The sequence below is a fragment of the Peribacillus sp. N1 genome, assembly GCF_054600815.1.
This window is the reverse complement of the sequence record NZ_BAAHZO010000002.1, coordinates 308,705-332,663: the sequence shown is the minus strand read 5'-3', so window position 1 is coordinate 332,663 and position 23,959 is coordinate 308,705. Positions and strand designations below refer to the sequence as shown.

Genomic DNA, 23,959 nt, shown 5'->3' with positions numbered 1-23,959 from the left:
GAACGGAAGGTACGAGACTCCTGCGGGGAAAGTGCGTCCAAGGGAGACCCCACAGGCGCTATGGCGCCGAGGAGGCTCCCGGACCGCCCGCGGAAAGCGAGTGCCAGGAGTGGAAATCAACGGCCTAATATACTGTAGACAAACTCAATTATTGAGTTTGTCTACAGTCAGAGCCTGCTAAATTTTTTTAGGGGCTATTTTTAATACAGTGATCAATTAATTCCTTGCTGCTTTAAGGCGCTGAATAAACCGAAGACGGAATTTGCTCCACATTTGAACCTTCGCTATATCCCCATTACATATAAAGTTTATCTTTCCAAAAATTCAATTTGGAGTTGCAAAAAAAATTCAAACCATATATACTATGAATCGTGAACTTCTTCAATAGCGGTTTGCATGATGGCTACTTAAAGGGTTAGGACCTCTTTGGACTAACTTTCCCCCGTGGTAGTTATCAGAACTTATTTTTAAATCATGGTAAGGGGGAAGCTTAATATGGAAACAGCTTACACTATGGAAACTATGGGTAGACACGTCATTTCTGAACTTTGGGGTTGTGACTTTGAAAAACTGAACAATATCGATTTAATTGAAAAGATTTTTGTTGATGCTGCTTTGAAATCAGGTGCAGAGGTACGAGAAGTTGCCTTTCACAAATTTGCTCCACAAGGAGTCAGCGGGGTTGTCATCATTTCTGAATCACACTTAACGATTCACAGTTTTCCAGAACACGGCTATGCGAGCATTGATGTCTATACATGCGGTAACTTGGATCCGAATATTGCGGCAGATTATATTGCAGAAGCTTTGAATGCGCAAACACGTGAAAACATAGAATTACCACGTGGATTAGGTCCTGTACAAATGAAAAAAGCCAATATAAGTGCCCTATAAAAAACACGTATACACAGAGATGCCATGGGTGCATCTCTTTTTTAATGCAATCAATCGGCAGTCTGCTTCCCTTTATAGGGGAGGATGCCCTTGCAGCATAAAGACTTTGACAACGGTGCTTCAACGGCAGAACAAAAAGTGCCTGCTGCCGGAAGTTACACTTTTTACTTGTACTGGCCGTTCCATTTAATATAAGATTAAGATAGAGAAGTAATTCCTTGGGGAACATTTAGATAGGGGAGTCCTACATAAAATACGGAGCTGATAATGATGAAATGCCCATCATGTCAATATAACGGAACAAGAGTGCTCGATTCCAGGCCAGTCGATGAAAGTAAATCGATTCGACGACGCCGTGAATGTGAGGCATGTGGTTTTCGATTCACGACATTTGAAAAGGTGGAGGAAACACCGCTTATTGTAGTGAAAAAGGGCGGGACGCGGGAAGAGTTCAGTCGTGATAAAATCCTGCGTGGCTTAATCAGGGCTTGCGAAAAACGCCCGGTTCCCTTGAAAGAACTAGAGCAAATTACCAGTTATGTAGAAAAAGAACTACGAAACCAGGGCATATCGGAAGTGAAAAGCGACAATGTCGGCGAGATGGTGATGGACAAGCTGGCAGAAGTCGATGAGGTTGCCTATGTAAGGTTCGCATCCGTCTATCGACAATTTAAAGACATCAATGTCTTTATCGATGAATTGAAAGATTTGATAAATAAAGAAAGAAAGTAGAGCTGAAGATTCACTTTGGCTCTTTTTTCACTACATCTTTTGAAAGGTTTGAATGGAGATGTCAAAGCATTGGCAAGAATTGCTCCCAGCTGATTCATATTTGGTCTCATCTGCGGGGCTGCTTCATGACTATGATCGGAAAATACTTACCCGACTATATCAACCTCTTATTGGACCTATATGCATTAGCCTATATATGACGTTATGGAGTGAGTTGGAGGAGAACAGGCTATGGTCGGAAACCTCCTCACATTATCAATTAATGAATACCATCGGCCTTAAGTTAGCTGATATTTACGAAGCCCGGCTTTTACTTGAGGGAATCGGTCTGTTGAATGTATATAAGAAATCGAAAAATGAAACGAAGGAATTCATCTATGAGTTAAACCCGCCGCTTTCCCCCCAGCAGTTTTTCACGGATGGAATGCTGAATATTTACTTATACAAAAAAATCGGTAAAGCGCAATTCAACCGGTTAAAGAGATTCTTTTGTGATGACCATATCTTAACCGATCAATATGAAGGTGTGACTAAATCTTTTGCGGAAGTATTCTCATCAGATCATTTGGACTCTTTATATGTAACGGATGAAGCGAAAAATGAATGGCAGCCGATGCCTGAACAGCAATACATCGATCGGACGGAAGGCGTCGAGCCATCGGGGTTTGATGACTTATTTGATTTCGACCTTTTATTTGCCGGGATAAAATCCTCGATCGTACCGAAAAAGGCATTTACTCCGAAAATAAAAAATACGATTGCCAAACTTGCTTTTTTATATGGCATCGATCCGCTTGAAATGCAAAAACTAGTAATGGATGCCGTTTCATTGGATGATGAGATCGATGAGGAAGTGCTCAGAAAGGCGGCAAGGGACTGGTATCAGATTGAACGACAGGCCGATATGCCTTCCCTTGTCAATCGGGTGCAGCCGATTCGTGAACGGACGCAAAAAGAGGAACCGAAAACACAGGAACAAGAGTTAATCCGCCATTTGGAGACGATTTCCCCAAGGGAGCGGCTGATGCAATTGTCTGGCGGTGCAGAGCCATCAAGCGGTGATTTGAAAGTCGTTGAGGGCGTGATGATCAATCAAAAGCTGAATCCGGGTGTCGTCAATGTCTTGATTGAATATGTCATGCTCAAAACGGATATGAAGTTCACGAAGGGCTATGTCGAAAAGCTGGCAGGCCATTGGGCACGACTGAAGGTCTCCACGGTGGTCGAGGCGATGGAGCTGGCTAAAAATGAACATAGGAAATATCAGGACTGGGCTCAAGGAAGCAGGAATGCTGCGAAGGGCGGCCGGAAAAAGGCGATACGTGAAGAAGTGGTTCCGGAGTGGCTTGAGAAAAAAGAAGAAGCACAGCAGGAGCAGAATGCAGATCAGCCTGAATTGGATGCCCAGAAACGCGAGCTTCTGGAGAAATGGAAGCAGTGGAAAGCAGGAGGTGAAATGAACGATGGAAAAGATTAATAGGTCCCTTAATAAATTGGCGAATACAAATCAATTTCAACAGCGTTATGAAAAGCTGAAACAGGAGATTTTTGAAAACGAACAAGTGCGGTTATTTATGAATGCCAACAGCTCGACGGTCACGAAGGAAATGATTGATAAAAACTTGGGGAAGCTTTATGAGTTCACTTCACAAAGCAATAAGTGTGATAAATGTCCGAGCTTGGATGGCTGCATCAATATGATGCAGGGGTATTATCCCAAATTGGTGGTTCAAGGGAAAGCCCTGAACCTGCATTATGAAGTCTGCCCGCGGAAATTGGCAGAGGATGAAAAGCGGAAACGGGAAAAGTTGATCCGCAGCCTGTATGTACCGAAGGATATTTTAAAGGCGAGCATTGAAGACTTTACCCAAACGGATAATGAAAACAAACGCTTGTCTGTCTTAAGTAAAGCGATGTCGTTCATTATGGAATATGAGCCAGGTAAAAGGCAAAAAGGCTTATATATTTATGGGAAATTCGGCGTTGGGAAAACGTACTTATTAGGTGCGATTGCCAATGAACTTGCAAAAAGGCAAATTTCCTCCCTTATTGTCTATGTACCTGACTACTTGAGGGAACTTAAGGGATCGATAGGTGATAATACGGTCAATGAAAAAATTGAAATGGTGAAAACGGCACCTGTCCTCATGCTTGATGATATTGGAGCGGAGTCCATGACGAGCTGGGGACGCGATGAGGTTTTTGGTCCAATTTTACAATTCAGGATGCTGGAAAACCTGCCAACGTTTTTCACTTCGAATTTTGACTTGAATGGCCTGGAGAACCACCTGACCTTTTCACAGCGTGGTGAGAAGGAAGAAGTGAAGGCGGCCAGGGTACTGGAAAGAATTCAATATTTAGCTGAGCCGGTCAAGCTTGATGGCATGAATCGGAGAAGATGAAGAAAAGTGGTCTCTTAATGGAGGTCACTTTTTTCATCTTACAAGGCTCATCCTACTTCTAAACACGTCCCCATCCCCATATACATGAAAAAAGAAGCAAGGGGGAAGGGGGGATGTCGTAGTGCAAATTTCGTTTCAAAACGATTCAGAGGCATTGAAATTACTGAATTTCGTTTCTGTCCATCCACTGGGGGCAGAATTTCAAGCATATATTCGATTTCTTCCGCAACAAGGCATGTATGTGGATATGACGGAGTCTTCAGGTGATGAATGGCTAATTCTGCTTCGTGATGCATTTCATTCTTTTTTATTGGAAGAAAAGACGCTTCCTGTTCTGGAGCAAATAATAGTCGGTAAATTTTTTTATAGGGAACGGGAAGAAATTGAAGCCATCATTGAAATTGCATCATCAATCATCGAGGTGGAAAGAACCAGGAGTCAAGATGAAGCATTCAGTACGGAGAAACGATTGATTGAGGAGGGACTTCAAAGCATCTTGGCTGGAAAGGTATCTTTTTCATTCGATTCTTTTACGACCTTCCGTTTGAAATCATTTCAGCACACGTTGGAAAAGTATGTCGTCAAGGCGATTGATGAATACAAGCTGGAACAGGACTATCAAAATTTCATTGCTACGCTCCGTGATTGCCTTCAAGGGCAGGAGTCGAAATTAAGAAAGCTTCACCTGGTCAACCGGGATGGTTTTCATTTCTATGATCAGAAGTTCAGCAAGCTCGACCGCCCAAAAATCAATAGTATGATCGACAGGAGGCTTCTTGCCAAAAGTTCACTATTTCTCGATACGGTGATACTTGCCCCGCTTTTATCGATTGCTCCTGAAAACTTGTGTATCTATACCGATGACAAGGATGAGGGGCTGATCCAGACCATTTCAAGGATTTTCGAAGAACGGGCCACTATCCTGCCACTTTCGTCATTTTCTATGCATTTGAATGATCTTTCGTGGAAAAAAGAAAATTAACCTTGATTTTCACCGTATAACAAATTATAATTTCCTACATACTATTAAAAAACTAAAAGTTATGATGAGGACAAGGGTATTCTAGTCGCCGATTATCAGAGAGGGGAGCCAACAGGCTGTAAGCTTCCTATTCGCATGGAACACTTACCACCTTTAAACTTCGGCTCGGAAAGCAGGCATCCTGTGAATATGAGCTGACGGGAAGCTGCCGTTACCAAGTTACAAGTGCCATTTTGCCGTGAAAAGCAAGCTGGAACGAGGGTGGAACCGCGGGTTAATGATATTTATTACTAAGCTCGTCCCTGTTTTATACAGGGACGGGCTTTTTTGTGTTGTAATGGAATCAAATACCTGTAATTTGTTCGAACAATAAGAAGGAGTGAAACTCAATGTCAGAATTACTGAAAATATCTTTTCCTGACGGAGCGGTTAAGGAGTTTGCTAAAGGCACAACAACTGAAGACATCGCTGCATCCATCAGTCCTGGTTTAAGGAAAAAATCCATTGCCGGAAAATTCAATGGTGAATTATATGATTTGAAACGGCCGATTGAACAAGATGGTTCAATCGAAATCGTCACACAGGACACAGCGGATGCTCTTGAAGTATTGCGTCACAGTACAGCGCACTTGATGGCACAAGCGATCAAACGTTTGTACAAAAACGCTAAATTCGGCGTGGGTCCAGTCATCGAGGGCGGCTTTTACTATGATATGGATCTGGAGGAATCATTGACTCCCGAAGACCTTCCATTGATTGAAAAAGAAATGAAGAAAATCGTCAACGAGAACTTGGAAATTTCCCGCATCGAAGTAAGTCGTGATGAAGCGATTTCCCGTTTTAAAGAAATAGGCGACGAGTATAAATTGGAGTTGATCGATGCAATTCCTGCCGATCAGCAGGTAACGCTTTATGAGCAGGGTGAATTTTTTGACCTTTGTCGTGGAATTCATGTTCCATCAACTGGGAAAATCAAAGAATTCAAGCTATTGAGCATCGCTGGAGCATACTGGAGAGGCGATAGCAAAAACAAAATGCTGCAACGCATTTACGGTACGGCTTTCTATAAAAAAGAAGATTTGGCCGAACACCTGCGTTTCCTTGAAGAAGCAAAGGAACGTGACCATCGTAAAATCGGTAAAGAATTGAACTTGTTCATGAGCTCACAGAAAGTGGGGCAAGGGCTGCCGATGTGGTTGCCAAAAGGAGCGACCATCCGCCGGACAATCGAAAGGTATATCGTGGACAAGGAAGAACGGTTGGGTTATGACCATGTCTACACACCTGTAATGGGTAGCGTGGACCTTTATAAAACTTCTGGACACTGGGATCATTACCAGGACGGCATGTTCCCTGTCATGGAGATGGAAAACGAACAGCTTGTCCTGCGTCCGATGAACTGCCCGCATCACATGATGGTTTATAAAAACAGCATCCACAGCTACCGGGAACTGCCAATCCGGATTGCCGAGCTAGGCTTGATGCACCGCTATGAAATGTCAGGTGCCCTTTCAGGCCTTCAGCGTGTACGTGGGATGACATTGAATGATGCACACATTTTTGTCCGCCCCGACCAAATCAAAGAAGAGTTCAAGCGCGTTGTGAACCTGGTTCTGGAAGTATATAAAGATTTCGATATCAAGGATTATTCATTCCGTCTGTCATATCGCGATCCGCAAGATACAGAAAAATACTTCGATGATGATGACATGTGGGAAAAAGCGCAAAGCATGTTAAAAGGCGCCATGGATGAACTTGGTCTGGATTACTTTGAAGCGGAAGGTGAGGCGGCATTCTACGGTCCTAAGCTTGATGTTCAGGTACGTACTGCTTTAGGGAAAGATGAAACGCTTTCCACTGTTCAGCTTGATTTCTTGCTTCCTGAACGTTTTGATCTTAATTACGTCGGTGAGGACGGCAAGCAGCATCGTCCGGTTGTTATCCACCGCGGTGTCGTTTCCACAATGGAACGTTTTGTCGCTTACTTGATCGAAGAATACAAGGGGGCATTCCCGACTTGGCTTGCACCTATCCAAGCACAAGTGATCCCGGTCTCACCTGAAGTGCACTTGGATTATGCGAAAGAAGTACAGGAAAAACTTAAGGCGCAAGGCATTCGTGTCGACCTGGATACACGTGACGAGAAAATCGGTTACAAAATCCGTGAAGCGCAAATGCAAAAAATCCCGTACATGCTGGTTGTTGGAGACAACGAAGCCAAAGAAGGCAGCGTGAATGTACGTAAGTACGGTGAACAAAAATCCGAAACGATCGCTTTTGAAGATTTCGTTTCAGCGATTAAGGCTGAAGTAAGCCGTTAACATCAAAAAGAGGGGCACATATAGTTGTGTCCCTCTTTTTAATTATGGCATGATAAAATGAAACCATCATGTGAAAATATGTACAGCAATGAAAAGGAGGGGCAGCATGAAAAAGAAATTTACTTATCTATTCGGACCGACATTCCTTGTCATCATCATCTTATTGTTATTGGATGGTTATCGACAATATGCCATCGTCCCGGTCCTGTTATTTTGGATAGCCCTATTTTCTTGGGATGCCATTGAGAAAAAGAAAAAGGCGAAAGAAAACTCTTAACATTTGATGGCTTCTGTCAGTATGGACTGTAACCAAAGGGGGAGTGGGGATAAATGGAGATTAGAAAGGTCTCAAGGGAAGACGCGGATAACTTGGCTGCTCTGTTCAATCATGTTGAAGATTCCGGGTATATGCTGTTCAACCCTGGGGAAAGAAAAGCGACAGCGAAACAAATGGAGAAGCAAATGGAGCAAATCGAAAAAAATCCCCTTTCCGTTTTCCTCGTTGCTGCTAGCGGCCATGAACTGTATGGTTACCTGATCTTATTGGGCAATCAAATGGGCCGAACGAGGCATTCAGCCAAAATCGTCATCGGCATCAATGAAACTGACCGGGGAAAAGGCATTGGTACGAAGCTATTTCAAAAAATGGAGGAGCATGCACGGACAAACGGAATCCGGCGCCTGGAATTGTCCGTGATTGCAAACAACGCCCCTGCGCTTTCCTTATATCGAAAGATGGGTTTTGAAAAGGAAGGAATAAAGCGGGAATCATTGTTTTTTGATGGGAAGTATCATGATGAATATTTTTTGTCCAAATTACTTTAAAAAACGTATTGTCAAATAACTGAATGTCTGATAATATTAATTTTGTTGTGAAAAACGAATAAATTAGCATTTGACAAGTCATCAGTGTTTATGATATATTTCTAAAGTGAATTGAATACGTGTTTGATGAAAAGAAGAAGCACCCGCTTCTCACCTGGTTGACGCAAACAATGCAGTTAACAGGTCATGATTTGATTATTTGGATCTTTCTGAATGAGTCTATCAGTGTGGGTGCAGCATGCATCCACACTTTTTTATTATGATTATATCCTGTAAGCGAGTTGTGAGCGTGACCGAATTTATTCAAATATTCGTATTCGCCAATATCTTTGGAGGTGGCTAACTATTAGTAAAGACGCGATGGTAAACGAGGGCATCCGAGCCCGTGAAGTTCGTCTTATTGACCAAAACGGAGAACAACTTGGAATTAAAACGAAATTCGAAGCATTGGAAATTGCCGCTCGTGTAAATCTTGATCTAGTTTTAGTTGCTGCAAATGCAAAGCCTCCGGTAGCCCGGATCATGGACTACGGAAAACACCGCTTCGAGCAGCAAAAGAAAGACAAGGAAGCACGTAAAAATCAAAAAGTCATCAGTCTGAAAGAGGTTCGTTTGAGCCCGACGATTGAAGAACACGATTTCAATACGAAGCTTCGCAACGGTATTAAATTCCTTGAAAAAGGCGATAAAGTAAAAGCTTCTATCCGATTCAAAGGACGTGCCATTACGCATAAGGAAATTGGTCAACGTGTACTCGTTCGTTTTTCTGAAGCATGTAAAGAAGTGGCTACAATCGAGCAACACCCAAAAATGGACGGGCGCAGCATGTTCATTATCTTAGCACCGAAAAACGAAAAGTAATTGTAAAGTAATTTGTAATGAGGAGGAATACCTTATGCCTAAAATGAAAACTCACCGCGGATCTGCTAAACGTTTCAAAAAGACTGGATCCGGCAAACTTAAGCGTTCTAACGCTTACACAAGCCATTTATTTGCTAACAAATCTACTAAGCAAAAGCGTAAGCTTCGCAAAGCTAGCCTTGTAAGCAAAGGTGACTTCAAACGTATTCGTCATATGCTAGACAACATTAAATAAGTTCGATTTATCGAGTTAAATAGGAGGGAAATAACATGCCACGTGTAAAAGGCGGTACTGTTACTCGCAAACGTCGTAAAAAGGTAATAAAATTAGCTAAAGGTTACTATGGCGCGAAACATATTCTTTTCAAAGTAGCTAACCAACAAGTAATGAAGTCAGGAAACTATGCTTTCCGTGACCGTCGTCAAAAGAAACGTGATTTCCGCAAACTTTGGATCACTCGTATCAACGCTGCAGCACGCATCAACGGTCTTTCTTACAGCCGTTTAATGCATGGTCTAAAGCTTGCTGGTATCGAAGTGAACCGCAAAATGCTTGCTGATCTTGCTGTTGCTGACGAACAAGCTTTTGCTCAATTAGCAACTGCTGCTAAACAACAATTAGACAAATAAGTCTGACTGATACAGCCACTCTCTTTTCAAGAGGGTGGCTTTTTACATATTTAAAGGAGGGAATAAGGATGCAAGGAGTATGGTTCATTGCTGCTTATATGATCATCACAAACATCATCGGGTTTGCCTTAATGGGAATCGACAAAAGGAAAGCGCGTAATGGGGAGTACCGGATCAGTGAAAAGACACTTTGGTTTTGGGCGGTTATAGGCGGAGGGACTGGGTCCTTTTTGGGGATGAAGCAATTCCGCCATAAGACGAAGCATGCCGCTTTTAAGTGGGGCCTGCCGATATTGATGATTCTTCAGATAGGCTTATTGATTAAGATATTCATTCAATTGTAATATGTAGCCGCTATAATGTATATGCTTGTAGAAGCAGCAAAGAGTAGCTGGAGGGAGAGCATGAATGATAAACTGACACTTGTGATGAGCTACGTTCAATCAGGAAGCGTGTTTGCACCGTTGATTTTTATCACTTTTCATTTATTAAGGCAATTTTTATTCATTCCCGTCATTGTGGTTTGCATGTCTGGAGGAGTATTATTCGGGGCAGCTTTTGGAACCATCTATTCGGTAATCGGTTTGACGTTGTCCAGTATGGCCTTTTATTTCGTGATAGGCAAATTTCCGAAAACAAAGGATAGGCTGCTGCGGCTTAAGAATAAGCTTTTTGGAAACCGAAAGCTAAACAGCCGGCAAATTGCAGTACTGAGGCTAATACCGTTCATTCACTTTTACTTGCTGTCGCTTTGCTTATTGGAATCCAATAAAGGGCTGAAAAATTATTTTTATCTATCCTTCATGACCAATCTCCCTGTAGCATTCGTATATACGGTTTTTGGCCACTATATTGCAGATTTCAGTCCAACCCTGATCGTCATCATTTTATTATCCTTAACCTTATTGCTCTATTTATTGAGAGAGAAACAGACGGTCGTTCCCTGGAAGGAATTTTTTCGTTCAGATGATTAATATAGAGCCTTGAGTACATTTTTCTCAAGGCTCTTCATTACGTGTGATTTTTTTTCATTTTTGTAAAAATTCCTTAACAGGGCTTTTCCAATCAATAACGGCATCCGGATATTGTTTTTTTATGGCTTCCTCGATTTTTAAAAAGTCATTTCGCTTCAAGCCTTTTAGGCCGGCCACTTTCTTGGGCCATATGAAGATGGAGATGACCTCAAAGGAGCGTTCCGTCGTCCCTAGATACTTTTCCCCTTCAAACATCACCCCGTTGTACGTCAATAAAAAATTCTTTCGTATATTGGCTGTATCGTCGAGCAGAAAGAACTTTTTCTGTTCATGTGCCAGCTCTAATTTTCTTTTCGGATTAAATAGATATTTGATGACTGTATATATTAAGAAAATGATGAGAGCCAAAAGAATGAACCGCATGATCAATACCATGGAGCTACCTCCTTAAACAGAGTGATTCCCTTCATTTACGTATGGGTTTTTAATAAGTTTCATTTATTTGATATAATTTAGGGGAAGACAAGGAAAGAAGTGATGAAAATGAACATAGGTAAATTAATGGAAATGCAGGCAGCTTTGGATGAGCATATACAATCAAAGCATGAATTGGGTTCTGAAGACTTGGTGGAACGGAAGATACTTGCTCTTTTAGTGGAGCTTGGTGAGCTAGCCAATGAAACGAGATGTTTTAAATTCTGGAGTCTTAAAGGCCCCTCTGATAAAGAAACGATTTTGGCTGAATACGTGGATGGCATTCATTTCATTTTGTCACTCGGGATCGAACGGGGATTTGTACCGGAAGTTCCATCTGCCCCAACCATGCATCAGGAGGATTTGACTGTTCAATTTACTGCTATTTACGGCTACATCAGTGAATTTCGCACACAGTTGACAGAGTCATCTTTCCAAAAGGTATTTGCTGCGTATTTACATTTAGGGGAGTTGCTTGGATTTTCGGCAATGGATGTGGAAAAAGCTTATGTAAGCAAAAATGAAGTGAATTACGAAAGGCAAAAGCAAGGCTACTGATTGTTTATGTAATCGATTGTCTGTATAATTATTCTTGTAATGTAAGTTATAGGGAGGTAAAAGAATGACTCAATTGGATGAAACGTTAAAGATGCTTCGGGACTTAACGGATGCTAAAGGCATTGCAGGAAATGAAAGTGAAGTAAGAAAAGTGATGACCGAATACATAACACCATTTGCGGATGAAATATCGACAGATGGCCTGGGGAGTTTGATTGCCAAGAAAACGGGAGATGAAAACGGACCGAAAATCGTCGTTACCGGGCATATGGACGAAGTCGGTTTCATGATCACCCAAATTGATGATAAAGGATTTTTGCGTTTTCAGCCGGTAGGGGGCTGGTGGTCACAGGTAATGCTGGCCCAGCGCGTGACGATCGTTACAGGTAAAGGTGATATAACTGGCATTATCGGTTCCAAGCCGCCACATATCCTGTCAGCCGATGCAAGGAAGAAGCCGATTGATATTAAAGATATGTTTATTGATATTGGTGCATCCAGCAAAAAAGAGGTTAAGGAATGGGGCGTCAAGCCAGGGGATATGGTTGTGCCATATTTTGAATTCACGGTCATGAATAATGAAAAGATGCTTCTCGCCAAAGCCTGGGACAATCGAATTGGCTGTGCAATCGCCATTGATGTGCTTAAACAGCTGAAAGAAAGCGACCATCCTAATGTAGTATATGGAATTGGCGCAGTGCAAGAAGAGGTCGGCCTGCGTGGCTCCAAAACATCCACATTCAAAATTCAGCCGGATATCGGCTTTGCCGTCGATGTCGGCATTGCTGGTGATACACCGGGGGTTTCCGAAAAAGAAGCGATGAGTAAGATGGGGGAAGGCCCGCAAATCGTCATCTATGATTCATCGATGGTGGCACATAAGGGATTGCGCGATTTCGTCACCGACACGGCTGATGAAATGAATATTCCTTATCAATATGAATCGATTCCAGGCGGCGGGACGGATGCCGGCTCCATCCATTTAACGGCAAATGGTGTTCCCGCTCTGGCGATCACGATTGCCACACGCTACATTCATTCACACGCAGCAATGCTTCACAGGGATGATTATGAGAATGCAGTTAAGCTCATTGTCGAAGTGATTAAACGCCTCGATCGCGAAGCGGTTGATCGGATCATTTACGAATAATATAGTGAAATTAAAAATGGAGAGGCCTAATTTAGGTCCTCTCCATTTTCTATTTCTTATTTCTACTTATCTTCGACGATTATATAGACCGCTTTGATGGGGCCATGGACTCCGACGACAAGGTCCATTTCGATATCAGCAGAGTTGCTCGGGCCTGTTATGAAATTGATGCAGGAAGGAACGACCTCGCCCCGTTTAACTTTTGAACGGATGGCCGCAGCAGCCTGAGTCATTCGCGGTACGATGGTGCTTTTTGGAATGATGGAAACATGGCAAGAAGGAAGGAAGCTGATGGAACGGCCGTGATCCTTGTCGCTGAACAAGACGACGGTCGCTGATTCTGCTAATGTCATCTCACTGAATGTGATTCCGATGTTAGCACTTTCGGCTTTTTCGATATTTTCTTTCCCGGCTTGGTGATCCCATATATGGACATCTTTTTCCTTTAAGATACCCTCTAACCCATAGTCGGAAAACCGATCGTCCTTAGGGATGATCAAGGGACCGTTTCCAAGCTCCTCGATCACCTGTGTTAAACAATGCATCACTTCCTTGGAGTCGGTAACGTGAAATTGAGTATGCACTCGTTTACATTGCTCCTCCAATTCCGCGACAAGCTCATTTGGTGTCGCATGTTTCAAAACTTCTTTTTGGGGGGCGTGCTTCCATTCCGGAACGGAGATGCCTTCCGTAATAGGACCCCTTCCCAGGTTTTTTGCTATATTGTTTAAAAATGTCCCTTCATTATGGATGGTTCCATTCATGATGGTTTCCCTCCTTTTTCCCGATTTTTGAACCAGTCCCGAAAGCTCTCTTTCCCTGGAGCAGGGAACTCGCGGCTTTCTGTCCAAGTTTTGAGCGGTCCCGGTCCTTTCGAGATGATATCCCCCGTTTTAAAAGGGGACATCGCTGATGGTGCGATTTTGGAGCCGAATTTATAAAGCATAGGCGATGCCGCACCAATTCCGAAGGCCTTCATGGCCATCTTTTCTGAAAACGGCGCCATTTTTTCCTTTTCAACGATGACTTCCCGATGCTTCCTCAGTAAATCATGGAGAGGAATCTTTACCGGACAGGCATCTGTACAGGCGGCACAAAGAGTGGAGGCATATGGAAGTTCCTTGAAATCATCATATCCTCCGAGTAAAGGTGAAAGCACAGCACCGATTGGTCCGGGGTATATTGAACCATATGAATGACCGCCAACCTGGCGATAGACTGGGCAGACATTTATACAGGCAGCACAGCGAATGCATTGAAGAACGGATTGAAACTCAGTTCCCAAGATGGAGGAGCGTCCATTATCCACGATCACAAGGTGAAACTCCTCGGGTCCGTCTACATCACCTTCATCACGCGGACCGGTAAGTGCGGTGATGTAACTGGTCAATCTTTGGCCGACAGCGCTTCTTGTCAATAAGCTGACAAGGACTTCGAATTCATCGAATGTAGGTACAAGCCGTTCCATTCCCATCACGGTGATTTGCGTTTTTGGGAGGGCGGTGACCAAATCTGCATTTCCTTCATTCGTCACCAAACCGATCGAGCCCGTTTCCGCAATCGCAAAATTACAGCCGGTAATGCCCACATCGGCGCTTAAGAAATCTTTCCGCAGAATGCCCCGGACATGGGCGGTAAGCTCTTCCGGCTTTTCAGTTTGCGTATATGCAAGCTTTTCTTTAAAAACATCCCTAATCTGCTCCTTATTTTTATGGAGAGCAGGTGCGACGATATGGGAAGGGGGATCATGATCATCCACTTGTAAAATGTATTCACCAAGGTCCGTTTCAACGACATCGAGGCCAACTGCCTCAAGAGTGGCATTCAAATTGATCTCTTCAGTGACCATCGATTTGGATTTCACGACCTTTTTGGCATTCTTTTTTACAATAACATCCTTGATGTAACCGCTTGCTTCTTCAGCCGTTTGAGCGAAGAAGACATGACCGCCTCTTTTCGAAACATTTTCTGCGAGCTGGTGCAAATAGAAATCAAGGTTACTAAGCACATGCTGCCTGATTTCTTCCCCAAGGGAACGCCAATCCTCCCAGCTTCCCAATTCATCAACGGCAGTCAGCCGCCGTCCGTGTAATCGTTCTTGGGCACTCGATACGGCCAATCGCATAAAATCATTATGTATTCCTTCATCCACCCGGTCTTTAAACTTGGCAGAGCTGGTTTTCATAGCCATAATTTTTTCCCCTCCTCGCTTTCTTTAAATACTATTCAGGACTTCCGCAATATGAAGCACTTGCACCGGTTGCCCCTTCCTTTGGATCCGCCCGCCGATATTCATCAAACATCCTGCATCCCCGCCGATTAAAAAATCTGCCCCGGTATCTTCAATATTGCAGACTTTCTCCTCGACCATTTGCCCGGAAATGTCACCCATCTTGACCGAAAAGGTTCCCCCGAACCCACAGCAGTTTTGGGCATCCGGAAGTGGTGTCATTTCCAGCCCCCTGACATGGCTTAACAAAATGGCAGGTGCTTCCTTGACCTTAAGCAGCCGTGTCATATGGCATGAAGTATGATAAGTGGCCTTTCCCTTAAGGGTCGCCCCGACGTCGGTCACTTTTAAGACATCCACGATGAATTGGGTCAATTCATATGTTTTAGCCGCTAATGATGCCGCTTTCTTTTCCCATTCGGCATCCCCTTTGAATAGGGCCGGATATTCCTTGAACATCGCTGCACAGGAACCGGAAGGGGTTACGATGTATTCAGCATCCGCGAACGTTTTAATCATCTTTTTCATGGCTTCCTTCGATTCCTTCGTATACCCGCTATTATATGCCGGCTGTCCGCAGCATATCTGGGATTCCGGGAAATCGATCTCACAGCCTAATCTCTCGAGTAGCTCCACTGTCGCTTTGCCGACATTGGATTGAAACAAATCGACTAAACATGTTGCAAAGAGAGTAACTTTCAATCTGAACTCCTCCTATTTCAAATAAGTTAACAGGTCATCTGATGACTAGAAAATGGAAAAAGGAAATGGTTTAGAGAATATACCAATTTCCATGATTTTTTAAATGAGATAATCGTTTTCAAAATAATATATCAATTTTATCCTTTTTTGTATAGGGTATTTTTGAAATTAATGAAAGGTCAACTATGCTTTTACTGATTTTTTTGGATGACCCGGTCCAGTGATTCCTCGACGCTTTGAAGGTGAAACAGCATGGCACTGCGGGCTCCGTCTTCATCCTGTGCCAAGATTGCATCATAAATCCTGACATGCTGCTGATAAAGCTGCTTAAGTGTCATCTCTTCGGAATAAAGCGCAACCCGACGGATATCACGCATCTTTTCCGTCATTAATTCTGAAACATGGTTCATCAATGTAATCAGCAGCTCATTTTGTGATGCGTTTGCCACTGCAACATGGAAGGCGATATCCGCTTTATCACTGAGTTCTTCATCATCTGATACCTTTTCCATATTAAAAAGCCTGTCCTTGAGTTCGATAAGGTTTTCTTCCGTTCTTTTTTTCGCTGCCACTTCTGCCGTACCGGACTCAAGTATTTTCCGAACTTCCAGTAAATGCTTGATATTGTCTTGATCCATCAAAAGGGCGGCAGACAAGGGGTGGTTCATGATGGCAGGGTCGAAGGTTTTAACGAATGTTCCTTCACCTTGTTTTATTTCAATAAGACCCATTGAACTCAATGCACTTAATGCTTCACGGATGGCCGGGCGCCCGACTTGGAAATTTTCCGCAAGCTGCTGAATCGAATCCAGTTGTTCACCTGGTTTCAGGCTGCCTGACCGAATCATTTCATAAAGTTCATCGCTGACTTCTTCATAAATTTTTTTCGGCTTTATTTTTTTATATACCAAGTAGTAGCACCTCTATTTTCTATGAGTTTCTCTGATTAATATTATATAACACAAATGCTATATGACACTTCCAGAAGGGTGAAAAATCAACAAAAAATAAAAAAAATCTTGATTTTATATTTTCAATCATTTAATTTTAATGAGTACTCATCAAGTCATCTGATGACTTTGAATATTTCGGTATGTAAGGGGTTTCAATTAGCGGTTGATTTCTGAATTTTTTAAAAAATCTATAGAAAATGGAGTCGAAATGAATGACATGGACACAAAACTTTACGCCGATCACCGATAATTTAGTTTTATCATCTCTTGCCGCACTCATTCCAATTCTTTACTTTTTCTGGGCACTTACCATCAAACGTATGAAAGGTTACATTGCAGGTATAACCACTTTGCTTGTAGCTCTTGCAGTGGCTGTATTGATATATGGAATGCCTGCAGGAAAAGCAGTGATGTCTGCTTCACAGGGAGCCGTATATGGGCTGCTCCCAATCGGATGGATAATCATCACTTCCGTATTTTTGTACAAAATGACTGTTAAAAGCGGACAATTCAATATCATTCGTTCTTCAGTGCTTTCGCTTACGGAAGACCGCCGTCTCCAGGCATTATTGGTGGCATTTTCTTTCGGGGCATTTTTAGAAGGTGCCGCGGGATTTGGAGCACCTGTCGCCATTTCGGCTGCGCTTTTGGTCGGTCTCGGATTTAACCCGCTATATGCAGCCGGAATTTGTTTGATCGCGAATACCGCTCCGGTAGCATTCGGGGCAGTTGGAATACCGATTATCGCCATGGAAGGCCCTACTGGCATAGCCGCCATGGAGATCTCAAAAATGGTCGGCCGCCAATTGCCATTCCTTTCGGCTTTCATTCCGATTTATCTCATTTTAATAATGACTGGGTGGAAAAGGTCGCTTGAAGTCCTGCCGGCAATTTTGGTTTCCGGATTTTCCTTTGCCATCACACAGTACTTAAGTTCAAATTTTCTTGGGCCCGAACTACCGGACATCCTTTCCGCGTTAGTGTCACTATTTGCATTGGCGATCTTCCTTAAATTCTGGAAACCTAAAACGATCTTTCGCTTTGCCTCCGAGGAAACGGCAGCCACTGTCGAACCTTTATATACAGCCGAAGCGGAGACAAAATACACGAAATGGCAGATATTCCATGCTTGGTCACCATTCCTTCTGTTAACGCTTTTCATAACAATATGGGGGATGAACCCAATAAAGCCGGCTCTCTCCGGACATTATGAAGGCAACAATGTGCTGCTTGGCGCAATCAATGAAATCGGGAAGCTATTAACCTTCCAAATCGAAGTCCCAGGTCTGCATAATGAGATAATCGGAAGCAATGGATTGCCGATTGCGGCTTTCTATAAAATAGAACTGCTCGGGGCAGCCGGGACTGCCATTTTACTGGCTGCAATCGTAACGAAGTTCATCGCACACATGTCTGCAAAAGACTTTTATAGCACCTTTGTTGAAGCGATGAAAGAGTTGGCAAAGCCAATCTTGATGATTTCTACCGTGGTGGCCTTTGCCTACGTGACGAATTCTTCAGGAATGTCGACAACATTAGGGATGACCCTTGCAAAATCGGGTGATTTATTTCCGTTCTTCGCACCGGTTCTCGGCTGGCTAGGGGTGTTCATTACCGGATCGGATACATCAGCCAACCTCTTATTTGGCAGTCTGCAGAAAGTGACCGCTCTAAAAGTTGGAATGGAACCGGTGCTGGCGCTGGCGGCGAACTCTTCCGGAGGGGTCACCGGAAAGATGATCTCACCACAATCGATAGCGATTGCATGTGCTGCCGTAGGCTTGGCGGGCAGGGAATCGGAATTATTGAGATTCACGCTCAAACATAGTCTTTTCTTATTGCTGCTTGTTTGTGTGATTACCTTCTTGCAAAATGGCGTCCTTTCCTGGATGATTCCATAAGTAGAATGAGGCTCCCTTTTCATAGGGGAGCCTCGAAATATTTTTCAAGCCCATACAAAAAAGGAGGACATATAATGCAATTGGCAGCTGTGGCAGGGAAATTGGTTCATGAGGTTCGGAAACTGATTGAAGAGGAAATCATCATTATTGATAATGCTGGCACAATTATCGCCAGCACCGACAGCAGCCGTATTGGATCTTATCATGAAGGAGCCATCCACGCTTTCAACAATCGTGAGAAATTGATCATCAACAAACAGGATGAACGAAGTTGGAAAGGAGTGAAGGCAGGTATAAACCTACCTATTTTCTTCAACCAGGAAGCCGTTTGTGTCATTGGAATTACAGGTGACCCCAAACATGTTTCCCCTTATGCGGAACTATTAAAAAAGATGACGGAGATGTTCATTCAGGAAAGCTATCATTTCGAACAAGCAGAATCCCAATCACGTCTGATGGAATTCTTTGTATTTGAATGGCATCAGCTGCAGACGTTCAATGAACATTTCCTTCAGAAGGCCAAGTTGCTTGGGGTCGATGTTCATGCAGACCGAATCATCACTCTTGGGGAATTCAAGACTGAGGAAATCATTGAACCTCATGTATGGAGAACGCTTCAGATTTACATAAGCCAGCAGCATCCCAATGACATCGCAGTCCGTTGGGGGAGGAACCAATTCGTCATTCTTTCAATAGCCGATTTCATCGGTTCAAAAAACCAGCAATATAAGAAACTAAGTAAACTGCAAAAAAAGCTGGAGGAGAGTTCGGGTTATAAAGTGTGTGCAGGAGTTAGTTCGCGTGCATCAGGATCCGCTTTCAGGTCGGCGTTTTTTAAAGCGGAACGTTCCTTGAAAATCGCGTGTCCTTCATCAGGGATCATATTTGACGAGGACTTGAAGCTTGAGGTCCTGTTTGATGAAGTTACCGCTGAAACAAAACAGGAATATTTATCCAGGACAATTCAGGAGCTGCTTCCTAATGAGGAGCTGCTTAAAACCCTCTCCATGTATTTTGCATGTGATCTATCTTTGAAGGAAACAGCCGCAGCCCTGCACATCCATATCAATACCCTTCATTACAGGCTTAAGCGCATAGAAGATTTGACCCGACTGAACCCTAGGAAGCTAGCCGATTTAGTCACTATGTATCTAGCGGTAAGAGTATTGGATAAACATACAAAATAATTCTCTGGAAAGCACTAAATTCTATATATTCATACATAGAAGGCCAAGTGTTTTTTTTCTTATACTTACAACATATAAAAAATCTCGAAATTTCCTATGTTTATGAGGAGGATGTACATGTTAACAAAACAGGTTAAGCAGCTACTTCTTACCATCGTCGGTCAGGAGAATTACGATGACTCGAAAGTGGAATGTCTAGTCTATTCATATGATGCAACGCCAGGCTTTCAAGCGATGCCGGATGCTGTCATTAAACCGGGCAGCACAGCTGAAGTCGCAGCCATCGTCAAAGTTTGTAACGAATATAATGTTCCGATCGTTCCACGTGGGTCTGGGACGAATTTGAGCGGAGGCACCTGCCCGACAGAGGGTGGGCTTGTCCTTTTATTCAATCGAATGAATTCATTACTTGAAATAGATGAGGAGAACTTAACGGCTACCGTACAGCCTGGGCTCATCACATTGGACTTGATTTCAGCAGTTGAAGAGATAGGATTGTTTTATCCGCCGGATCCGAGTTCGATGAAAATCTCCACGATTGGCGGCAACATTAATGAGAACTCTGGCGGACTGCGAGGATTAAAGTACGGAGTCACCCGTGATTATGTCATCGGGCTTGAAGTTGTCCTTCCGAAAGGGGACATCATTCGAACAGGGGGCAAGCTTGCCAAAGACGTAGCCGGATATGATTTAACGAAACTATTTGTCGGATCGGAAGGGACCTTGGGAATCGTTACGGAAGCGATCCTAAAGCTGATCCCCATGCCGGAAACGACAAAGACGATGCTTGCCTTATATCAAGATCTGGATGCTGCAGCCCAGTCAGTGGCCAAGATCATTTCAAATAAAATCATTCCTGTTACATTGGAATTTCTGGATCGGCCGACTTTGATAGTTGTTGAAGACTTCGCGAAAATCGGTTTGCCCACCAATGTGGAAGCGGTCCTGCTGATTGAACAGGATGGGCCGCCTGAAGTGGTGGAACGTGATATGAAAAGGATGGCCGATATCTGTCTAGAGGAGAAGGCGGTTTCAGTGGAAATTGCCGAAACGGAATCTGACGCTGTCGCCTTGAAAACAGCAAGACGGACAGCCCTTTCCGCACTGGCACGCCTCAAGCCGACAACCATTTTGGAAGATGCCACCGTTCCCCGCTCGGAAATTGCCAAAATGGTTAAAGCAATTAATGAAATCGCAGACAAGCATGACGTGGATATTTGCACTTTTGGTCATGCTGGGGATGGGAACCTGCATCCAACGTGCATTACCGACGCTCGTGATCATGAGGAAATGGAGAGGGTGGAGCTCGCTTTTGCCGACATTTTTGCCGCGGCTATCGACCTTGGCGGGACGATTACCGGTGAACATGGTGTAGGAGCGATGAAGGCCCCGTATCTTGAATGGAAGCTGAAGAAAGAAGGGATTGACGCAATGAGGGCGATTAAACAAGCTTTCGATCCCAATAACATCATGAATCCCGGCAAAGTATTTGCCAAGGAAACCAGGAAAAGAGTGGTGGTTACTTCATGACGACAGTTCAGGAAAGGAAAACCATTGCCATTCAATTCGCGGAAAAAATGAATGAAGATGAATTGTTGAATTGTATGCGCTGCGGCTTTTGCTTACCCCATTGCCCGACATACATAGAATCGGGGCTAAAGGAATCCCATTCACCAAGGGGCCGGATCGCACTTATGAAAGCGGTGGCGGATGGTGTGATTGAGCCTGATGAGGATGTAGAACGTTCGTTGAGTCTTTGCCTCGGCTGCAGGGCTTGTGAGCCTGTGTGTCCTTCAGGTGTCAAATATGGACATCTTCTCGAAGAAGCAAGGGATATCATCCATCAGAATAAAAAACACAGTTACCCTGTAAAAACGATTCGCAAGGCCGTCTTTAGTGGGTTATTCCCACACCAGGAGCGAATGCAGGCCATGACGAGTTTGCTTGGCTTCTATCAGAAATCAGGACTGCAATACATTGCCCGTAAAACGGGAGTCCTCAGCCTGCTTCCGGAAAATTTGGCAACCATGGAAAAAGTGCTGCCGAAAGTCCCGAAAAAATCAGAAATGAAAAATAGGCCGACCAAGCTGCCTGCAACCGGAACGCCGCTCAAAAAGGTGGCTTTCTTTTCCGGCTGCTTGATGGATACGATGTTTTTGGAAACGAACAAGGCCACATTAAAGCTTCTTCAACTGGCCGGATGTGATATCGTGATTCCGAAATCCCAGGCATGTTGCGGGGCGCTGCACGGGCATAGTGGCGAAAAAGAAGGTGCTAAGCAACTGGCCAAGCGTAATATAGAAGCTTTTGAAGCAGAGGAAGTTGATTATATTATTACGAATGCCGGCGGCTGTGGAGCTTTTCTCATAGATTATGACCATCTGCTCCAAGCTGAACCAGAATGGCACGACCGTGCAATCGCATTTAAAAATAAGTTGAAAGATATCAGCGAGATACTTGTTGATTTGCGTTTCCAGGAAAAGATTCGCTTGAAATTGCCGGCTCAATCGGTAACTTTTCAGGATTCCTGTCACTTACGGAATGTGATGAACACCTCATTGGCTCCGCGAGTTCTCCTTCAATCGATAGAAGGAATCGACTTCAGGGAAATGAAGGATGCGGATCGGTGCTGCGGATCCGCAGGGATTTATAATATTGTTGAATCAGAGATGTCCATGAATATTCTTGACTCTAAAATGGAGAACACGAAATCGACACACGCCGATATTGTTGTAACGGCAAACCCTGGCTGTTTGTTACAAATGCAATTGGGGATCGAGAGGGAAAACTTGGGGGATTGTACGAAAGCAGTGCATATTGCAGACCTGCTAATAAAGGCTGTGGCTTTATAATAGAAGAAAAAAGAATGTAAATAGAAAATAAATGTAATTATTTGGTTAAACATTACATTTTAATAAATGAGGAATCCCTTGTAAAGTCTGGATTTTAGAAAAAAATGCGTTCTGTGCTGAGAACGAATTGTAAATGTTATAACAAAAAAGAAATATTGATTCCTCGTTTACTTAGGACCATGGCGGGTAGTGTTTATATATAGCATCCACTAAACGAAACAACAAAACCTAAGGAGGAATGTAAAATGAATAAAACAGTATATGGAGTTTATGAATCAAACGCAGAAGTGATCCAAGCAATTAATGCACTTAAGGCAAAGGGTTTTGAAGGGGACGATATTACTGTCGTCGCGGACAAGGAAGAAACATTGGATTTCACGAACCACAAACGCGAAACGGATGTTCATACAATGACGAATGTTCCTAACGACGAATCTTTTATGGACAAGGTGGCACGTTTCTTCATGCCGGAAGATACGGCAGATCTTTCAACAAGATTGGCGAATGCAGGCCTTTCGAATAGTGAAGCGGCTGAACATGTCTTTGATGTAGAGAACGGAAAAGTCCTGGTTCTGGTTGAAGAAGGTGAAGGCCATCTTGGAACGGCAAAAGATAAATTCACGACCGGAACAATGGACACTGCCGGTACAAGGCTTGATACAAACTCCACTAACCAACTATTTAACGGCACTGAAAAAACCGATGCATTAAATAAAGAAGATGTATATGGAGTCAACGGATACGGCCGTGAATTGCCAGAGGATGAAAGGACGCTTACACTACGCGAAGAACAGCTGAACATCGATAAAGAAAAAGTTCAGACAGGTGAAGTCGTCATTAACAAAGAAGTCAATGAACAGCATAAAACGATAAATGTCCCTGTTGAACACGAAGAAGTGACAGTCGAGCATAGATCAGTTTCAGGACGTGAAGCGAATCTGGAAACCGGGAGCATTGAAGATGGGGAAACAATCAGGATCCCTGTTGTTGAAGAAAAATTGGAAGTTTCGAAAAAACCGGTCGTCACTGATGAAATTGTCATCAAGAAACATGCTGTACAAGAAACGGAACAAGTTCAGGATACTCTTAAAAAGGAAGATATTCAGCTTGATAGTACAGATGATTCGATCGTGAATGAGAAAAAGGCAACTGAACATAGAACCGACCGCTTCTAAGCTTGAAGGAAAAAGCCTGCAGTTTTAAAACTGCAGGCTTCTTTTTGATTTTTAGAGACTTATTAAAGGTTCGAGCCTAGGGAAGGCAAACCTTTTTGTTTAATTAGCACCCATCAGGGTATAAATACACATAAGAAGAAATATCGGAATAATAGG

General features: G+C 43.3%; 25 protein-coding genes and 1 other annotated feature. Of the genes, 20 read left to right on the top strand and 5 right to left on the bottom strand.

Annotated features, from left to right (window positions below; genetic code table 11):
- Positions 1 to 513: 513 nt before the first annotated feature.
- The 13 genes from speD (at position 514) to ACYP5M_RS09995 (ending at position 10,621) form a co-directional block, all read left to right on the top strand.
- Positions 514 to 894, top strand: a complete 381-nt coding sequence (gene speD / locus ACYP5M_RS10055) for an adenosylmethionine decarboxylase (protein ID WP_034311443.1) — start codon at positions 514 to 516, stop codon at positions 892 to 894.
- Positions 895 to 1,164: 270 nt separating this feature from the next.
- On the top strand, positions 1,165 to 1,626 hold the full coding sequence (gene nrdR, locus ACYP5M_RS10050; RefSeq protein WP_057911467.1) for a transcriptional regulator NrdR: 462 nt from the start codon (positions 1,165 to 1,167) through the stop codon (positions 1,624 to 1,626).
- 58 nt (positions 1,627 to 1,684) lie between these two features.
- Positions 1,685 to 3,103, top strand: coding sequence for a replication initiation and membrane attachment family protein (locus tag ACYP5M_RS10045; RefSeq protein ID WP_230176760.1), 1,419 nt, complete (start codon positions 1,685 to 1,687; stop codon positions 3,101 to 3,103).
- Positions 3,090 to 4,028, top strand: coding sequence for a primosomal protein DnaI (gene dnaI / locus ACYP5M_RS10040; protein ID WP_101222887.1), 939 nt, complete (start codon positions 3,090 to 3,092; stop codon positions 4,026 to 4,028). The genes ACYP5M_RS10045 and dnaI overlap by 14 nt, the downstream gene beginning before the upstream one ends.
- Before the next feature lie 121 nt (positions 4,029 to 4,149).
- Positions 4,150 to 5,010, top strand: a complete 861-nt coding sequence (ytxC, locus tag ACYP5M_RS10035; protein WP_101222885.1) for a sporulation protein YtxC — start codon at positions 4,150 to 4,152, stop codon at positions 5,008 to 5,010.
- Positions 5,011 to 5,399: 389 nt separating this feature from the next.
- Positions 5,400 to 7,331, top strand: coding sequence for a threonine--tRNA ligase (gene thrS / locus ACYP5M_RS10030; RefSeq protein ID WP_101222884.1), 1,932 nt, complete (start codon positions 5,400 to 5,402; stop codon positions 7,329 to 7,331).
- Positions 7,332 to 7,437: 106 nt separating this feature from the next.
- Positions 7,438 to 7,608, top strand: coding sequence for a hypothetical protein (locus ACYP5M_RS10025; RefSeq protein ID WP_157831018.1), 171 nt, complete (start codon positions 7,438 to 7,440; stop codon positions 7,606 to 7,608).
- A gap of 53 nt (positions 7,609 to 7,661) precedes the next feature.
- Positions 7,662 to 8,156 carry an N-acetyltransferase family protein gene (locus tag ACYP5M_RS10020; protein ID WP_459735000.1) on the top strand — a complete coding sequence of 165 codons (495 nt, stop codon included), beginning with the start codon at positions 7,662 to 7,664 and terminating at the stop codon, positions 8,154 to 8,156.
- Positions 8,157 to 8,281: 125 nt separating this feature from the next.
- Positions 8,282 to 8,418, top strand: a sequence feature (ribosomal protein L20 leader region).
- A 98-nt stretch (positions 8,419 to 8,516) separates the two neighbouring features.
- Entirely contained in the window at positions 8,517 to 9,017 is a 501-nt protein-coding gene (gene infC / locus ACYP5M_RS10015) for a translation initiation factor IF-3 (RefSeq protein ID WP_034309072.1), read from the top strand.
- A 34-nt stretch (positions 9,018 to 9,051) separates the two neighbouring features.
- Positions 9,052 to 9,252, top strand: coding sequence for a 50S ribosomal protein L35 (gene rpmI / locus ACYP5M_RS10010; RefSeq protein ID WP_034309070.1), 201 nt, complete (start codon positions 9,052 to 9,054; stop codon positions 9,250 to 9,252).
- A 35-nt stretch (positions 9,253 to 9,287) separates the two neighbouring features.
- Positions 9,288 to 9,647 carry a 50S ribosomal protein L20 gene (rplT, locus tag ACYP5M_RS10005; RefSeq protein WP_034309067.1) on the top strand — a complete coding sequence of 120 codons (360 nt, stop codon included), beginning with the start codon at positions 9,288 to 9,290 and terminating at the stop codon, positions 9,645 to 9,647.
- Between the two features lie 68 nt (positions 9,648 to 9,715).
- Positions 9,716 to 9,991, top strand: a complete 276-nt coding sequence (locus tag ACYP5M_RS10000) for a DUF1294 domain-containing protein (protein WP_101222879.1) — start codon at positions 9,716 to 9,718, stop codon at positions 9,989 to 9,991.
- A gap of 60 nt (positions 9,992 to 10,051) precedes the next feature.
- Positions 10,052 to 10,621, top strand: a complete 570-nt coding sequence (locus ACYP5M_RS09995) for a TVP38/TMEM64 family protein (protein WP_101222877.1) — start codon at positions 10,052 to 10,054, stop codon at positions 10,619 to 10,621.
- A 54-nt stretch (positions 10,622 to 10,675) separates the two neighbouring features.
- On the opposite strand, the gene ACYP5M_RS09990 is transcribed toward ACYP5M_RS09995, so the two are convergent.
- Positions 10,676 to 11,056, bottom strand: a complete 381-nt coding sequence (locus ACYP5M_RS09990) for a sigma-w pathway protein ysdB (protein WP_101222875.1) — start codon at positions 11,054 to 11,056, stop codon at positions 10,676 to 10,678.
- A 108-nt stretch (positions 11,057 to 11,164) separates the two neighbouring features.
- Here ACYP5M_RS09990 and ACYP5M_RS09985 point away from each other — a divergent pair, with 108 nt between their 5' ends.
- Entirely contained in the window at positions 11,165 to 11,653 is a 489-nt protein-coding gene (locus ACYP5M_RS09985; RefSeq protein WP_230176856.1) for a dUTP diphosphatase, read from the top strand.
- 64 nt (positions 11,654 to 11,717) lie between these two features.
- The gene (locus ACYP5M_RS09980; RefSeq protein ID WP_459734999.1) at positions 11,718 to 12,803 is read left to right on the top strand and encodes a M42 family metallopeptidase; all 1,086 of its coding nucleotides are present in this window, start codon (positions 11,718 to 11,720) and stop codon (positions 12,801 to 12,803) included.
- Positions 12,804 to 12,865: 62 nt separating this feature from the next.
- On the opposite strand, the gene ACYP5M_RS09975 is transcribed toward ACYP5M_RS09980, so the two are convergent.
- The 4 genes from ACYP5M_RS09975 to ACYP5M_RS09960 all read right to left on the bottom strand — a co-directional run bounded on the left by ACYP5M_RS09975 (position 12,866) and on the right by ACYP5M_RS09960 (position 16,646).
- Positions 12,866 to 13,570 (bottom strand): LutC/YkgG family protein, encoded by a 705-nt coding sequence (locus tag ACYP5M_RS09975; RefSeq protein ID WP_434169704.1) that lies wholly within the window; start codon positions 13,568 to 13,570, stop codon positions 12,866 to 12,868.
- The gene (locus ACYP5M_RS09970) at positions 13,564 to 14,994 is read right to left on the bottom strand and encodes a LutB/LldF family L-lactate oxidation iron-sulfur protein (RefSeq protein WP_230176764.1); all 1,431 of its coding nucleotides are present in this window, start codon (positions 14,992 to 14,994) and stop codon (positions 13,564 to 13,566) included. The genes ACYP5M_RS09975 and ACYP5M_RS09970 overlap by 7 nt, the downstream gene beginning before the upstream one ends.
- 24 nt (positions 14,995 to 15,018) lie before the next feature.
- On the bottom strand, positions 15,019 to 15,735 hold the full coding sequence (locus ACYP5M_RS09965) for a (Fe-S)-binding protein (RefSeq protein ID WP_101222868.1): 717 nt from the start codon (positions 15,733 to 15,735) through the stop codon (positions 15,019 to 15,021).
- A gap of 191 nt (positions 15,736 to 15,926) precedes the next feature.
- On the bottom strand, positions 15,927 to 16,646 hold the full coding sequence (locus tag ACYP5M_RS09960) for a FadR/GntR family transcriptional regulator (RefSeq protein ID WP_101222867.1): 720 nt from the start codon (positions 16,644 to 16,646) through the stop codon (positions 15,927 to 15,929).
- A gap of 254 nt (positions 16,647 to 16,900) precedes the next feature.
- Here ACYP5M_RS09960 and ACYP5M_RS09955 point away from each other — a divergent pair, with 254 nt between their 5' ends.
- The 5 genes from ACYP5M_RS09955 (at position 16,901) to ACYP5M_RS09935 (ending at position 23,803) form a co-directional block, all read left to right on the top strand.
- Positions 16,901 to 18,589 carry an L-lactate permease gene (locus ACYP5M_RS09955; RefSeq protein ID WP_459734998.1) on the top strand — a complete coding sequence of 563 codons (1,689 nt, stop codon included), beginning with the start codon at positions 16,901 to 16,903 and terminating at the stop codon, positions 18,587 to 18,589.
- A gap of 74 nt (positions 18,590 to 18,663) precedes the next feature.
- Positions 18,664 to 19,776 (top strand): PucR family transcriptional regulator, encoded by a 1,113-nt coding sequence (locus ACYP5M_RS09950; RefSeq protein WP_434167523.1) that lies wholly within the window; start codon positions 18,664 to 18,666, stop codon positions 19,774 to 19,776.
- Positions 19,777 to 19,893: 117 nt separating this feature from the next.
- Complete coding sequence (gene glcD / locus ACYP5M_RS09945) at positions 19,894 to 21,306, top strand: glycolate oxidase subunit GlcD (RefSeq protein ID WP_434167522.1); 1,413 nt, start codon at positions 19,894 to 19,896, stop codon at positions 21,304 to 21,306.
- Entirely contained in the window at positions 21,303 to 22,628 is a 1,326-nt protein-coding gene (locus ACYP5M_RS09940) for a (Fe-S)-binding protein (protein ID WP_459734997.1), read from the top strand. Before glcD ends, ACYP5M_RS09940 begins: the two co-directional genes overlap by 4 nt.
- Before the next feature lie 245 nt (positions 22,629 to 22,873).
- Positions 22,874 to 23,803 (top strand): YsnF/AvaK domain-containing protein, encoded by a 930-nt coding sequence (locus ACYP5M_RS09935; protein ID WP_459734996.1) that lies wholly within the window; start codon positions 22,874 to 22,876, stop codon positions 23,801 to 23,803.
- The last annotated feature ends 156 nt before the right edge of the window (positions 23,804 to 23,959 follow it).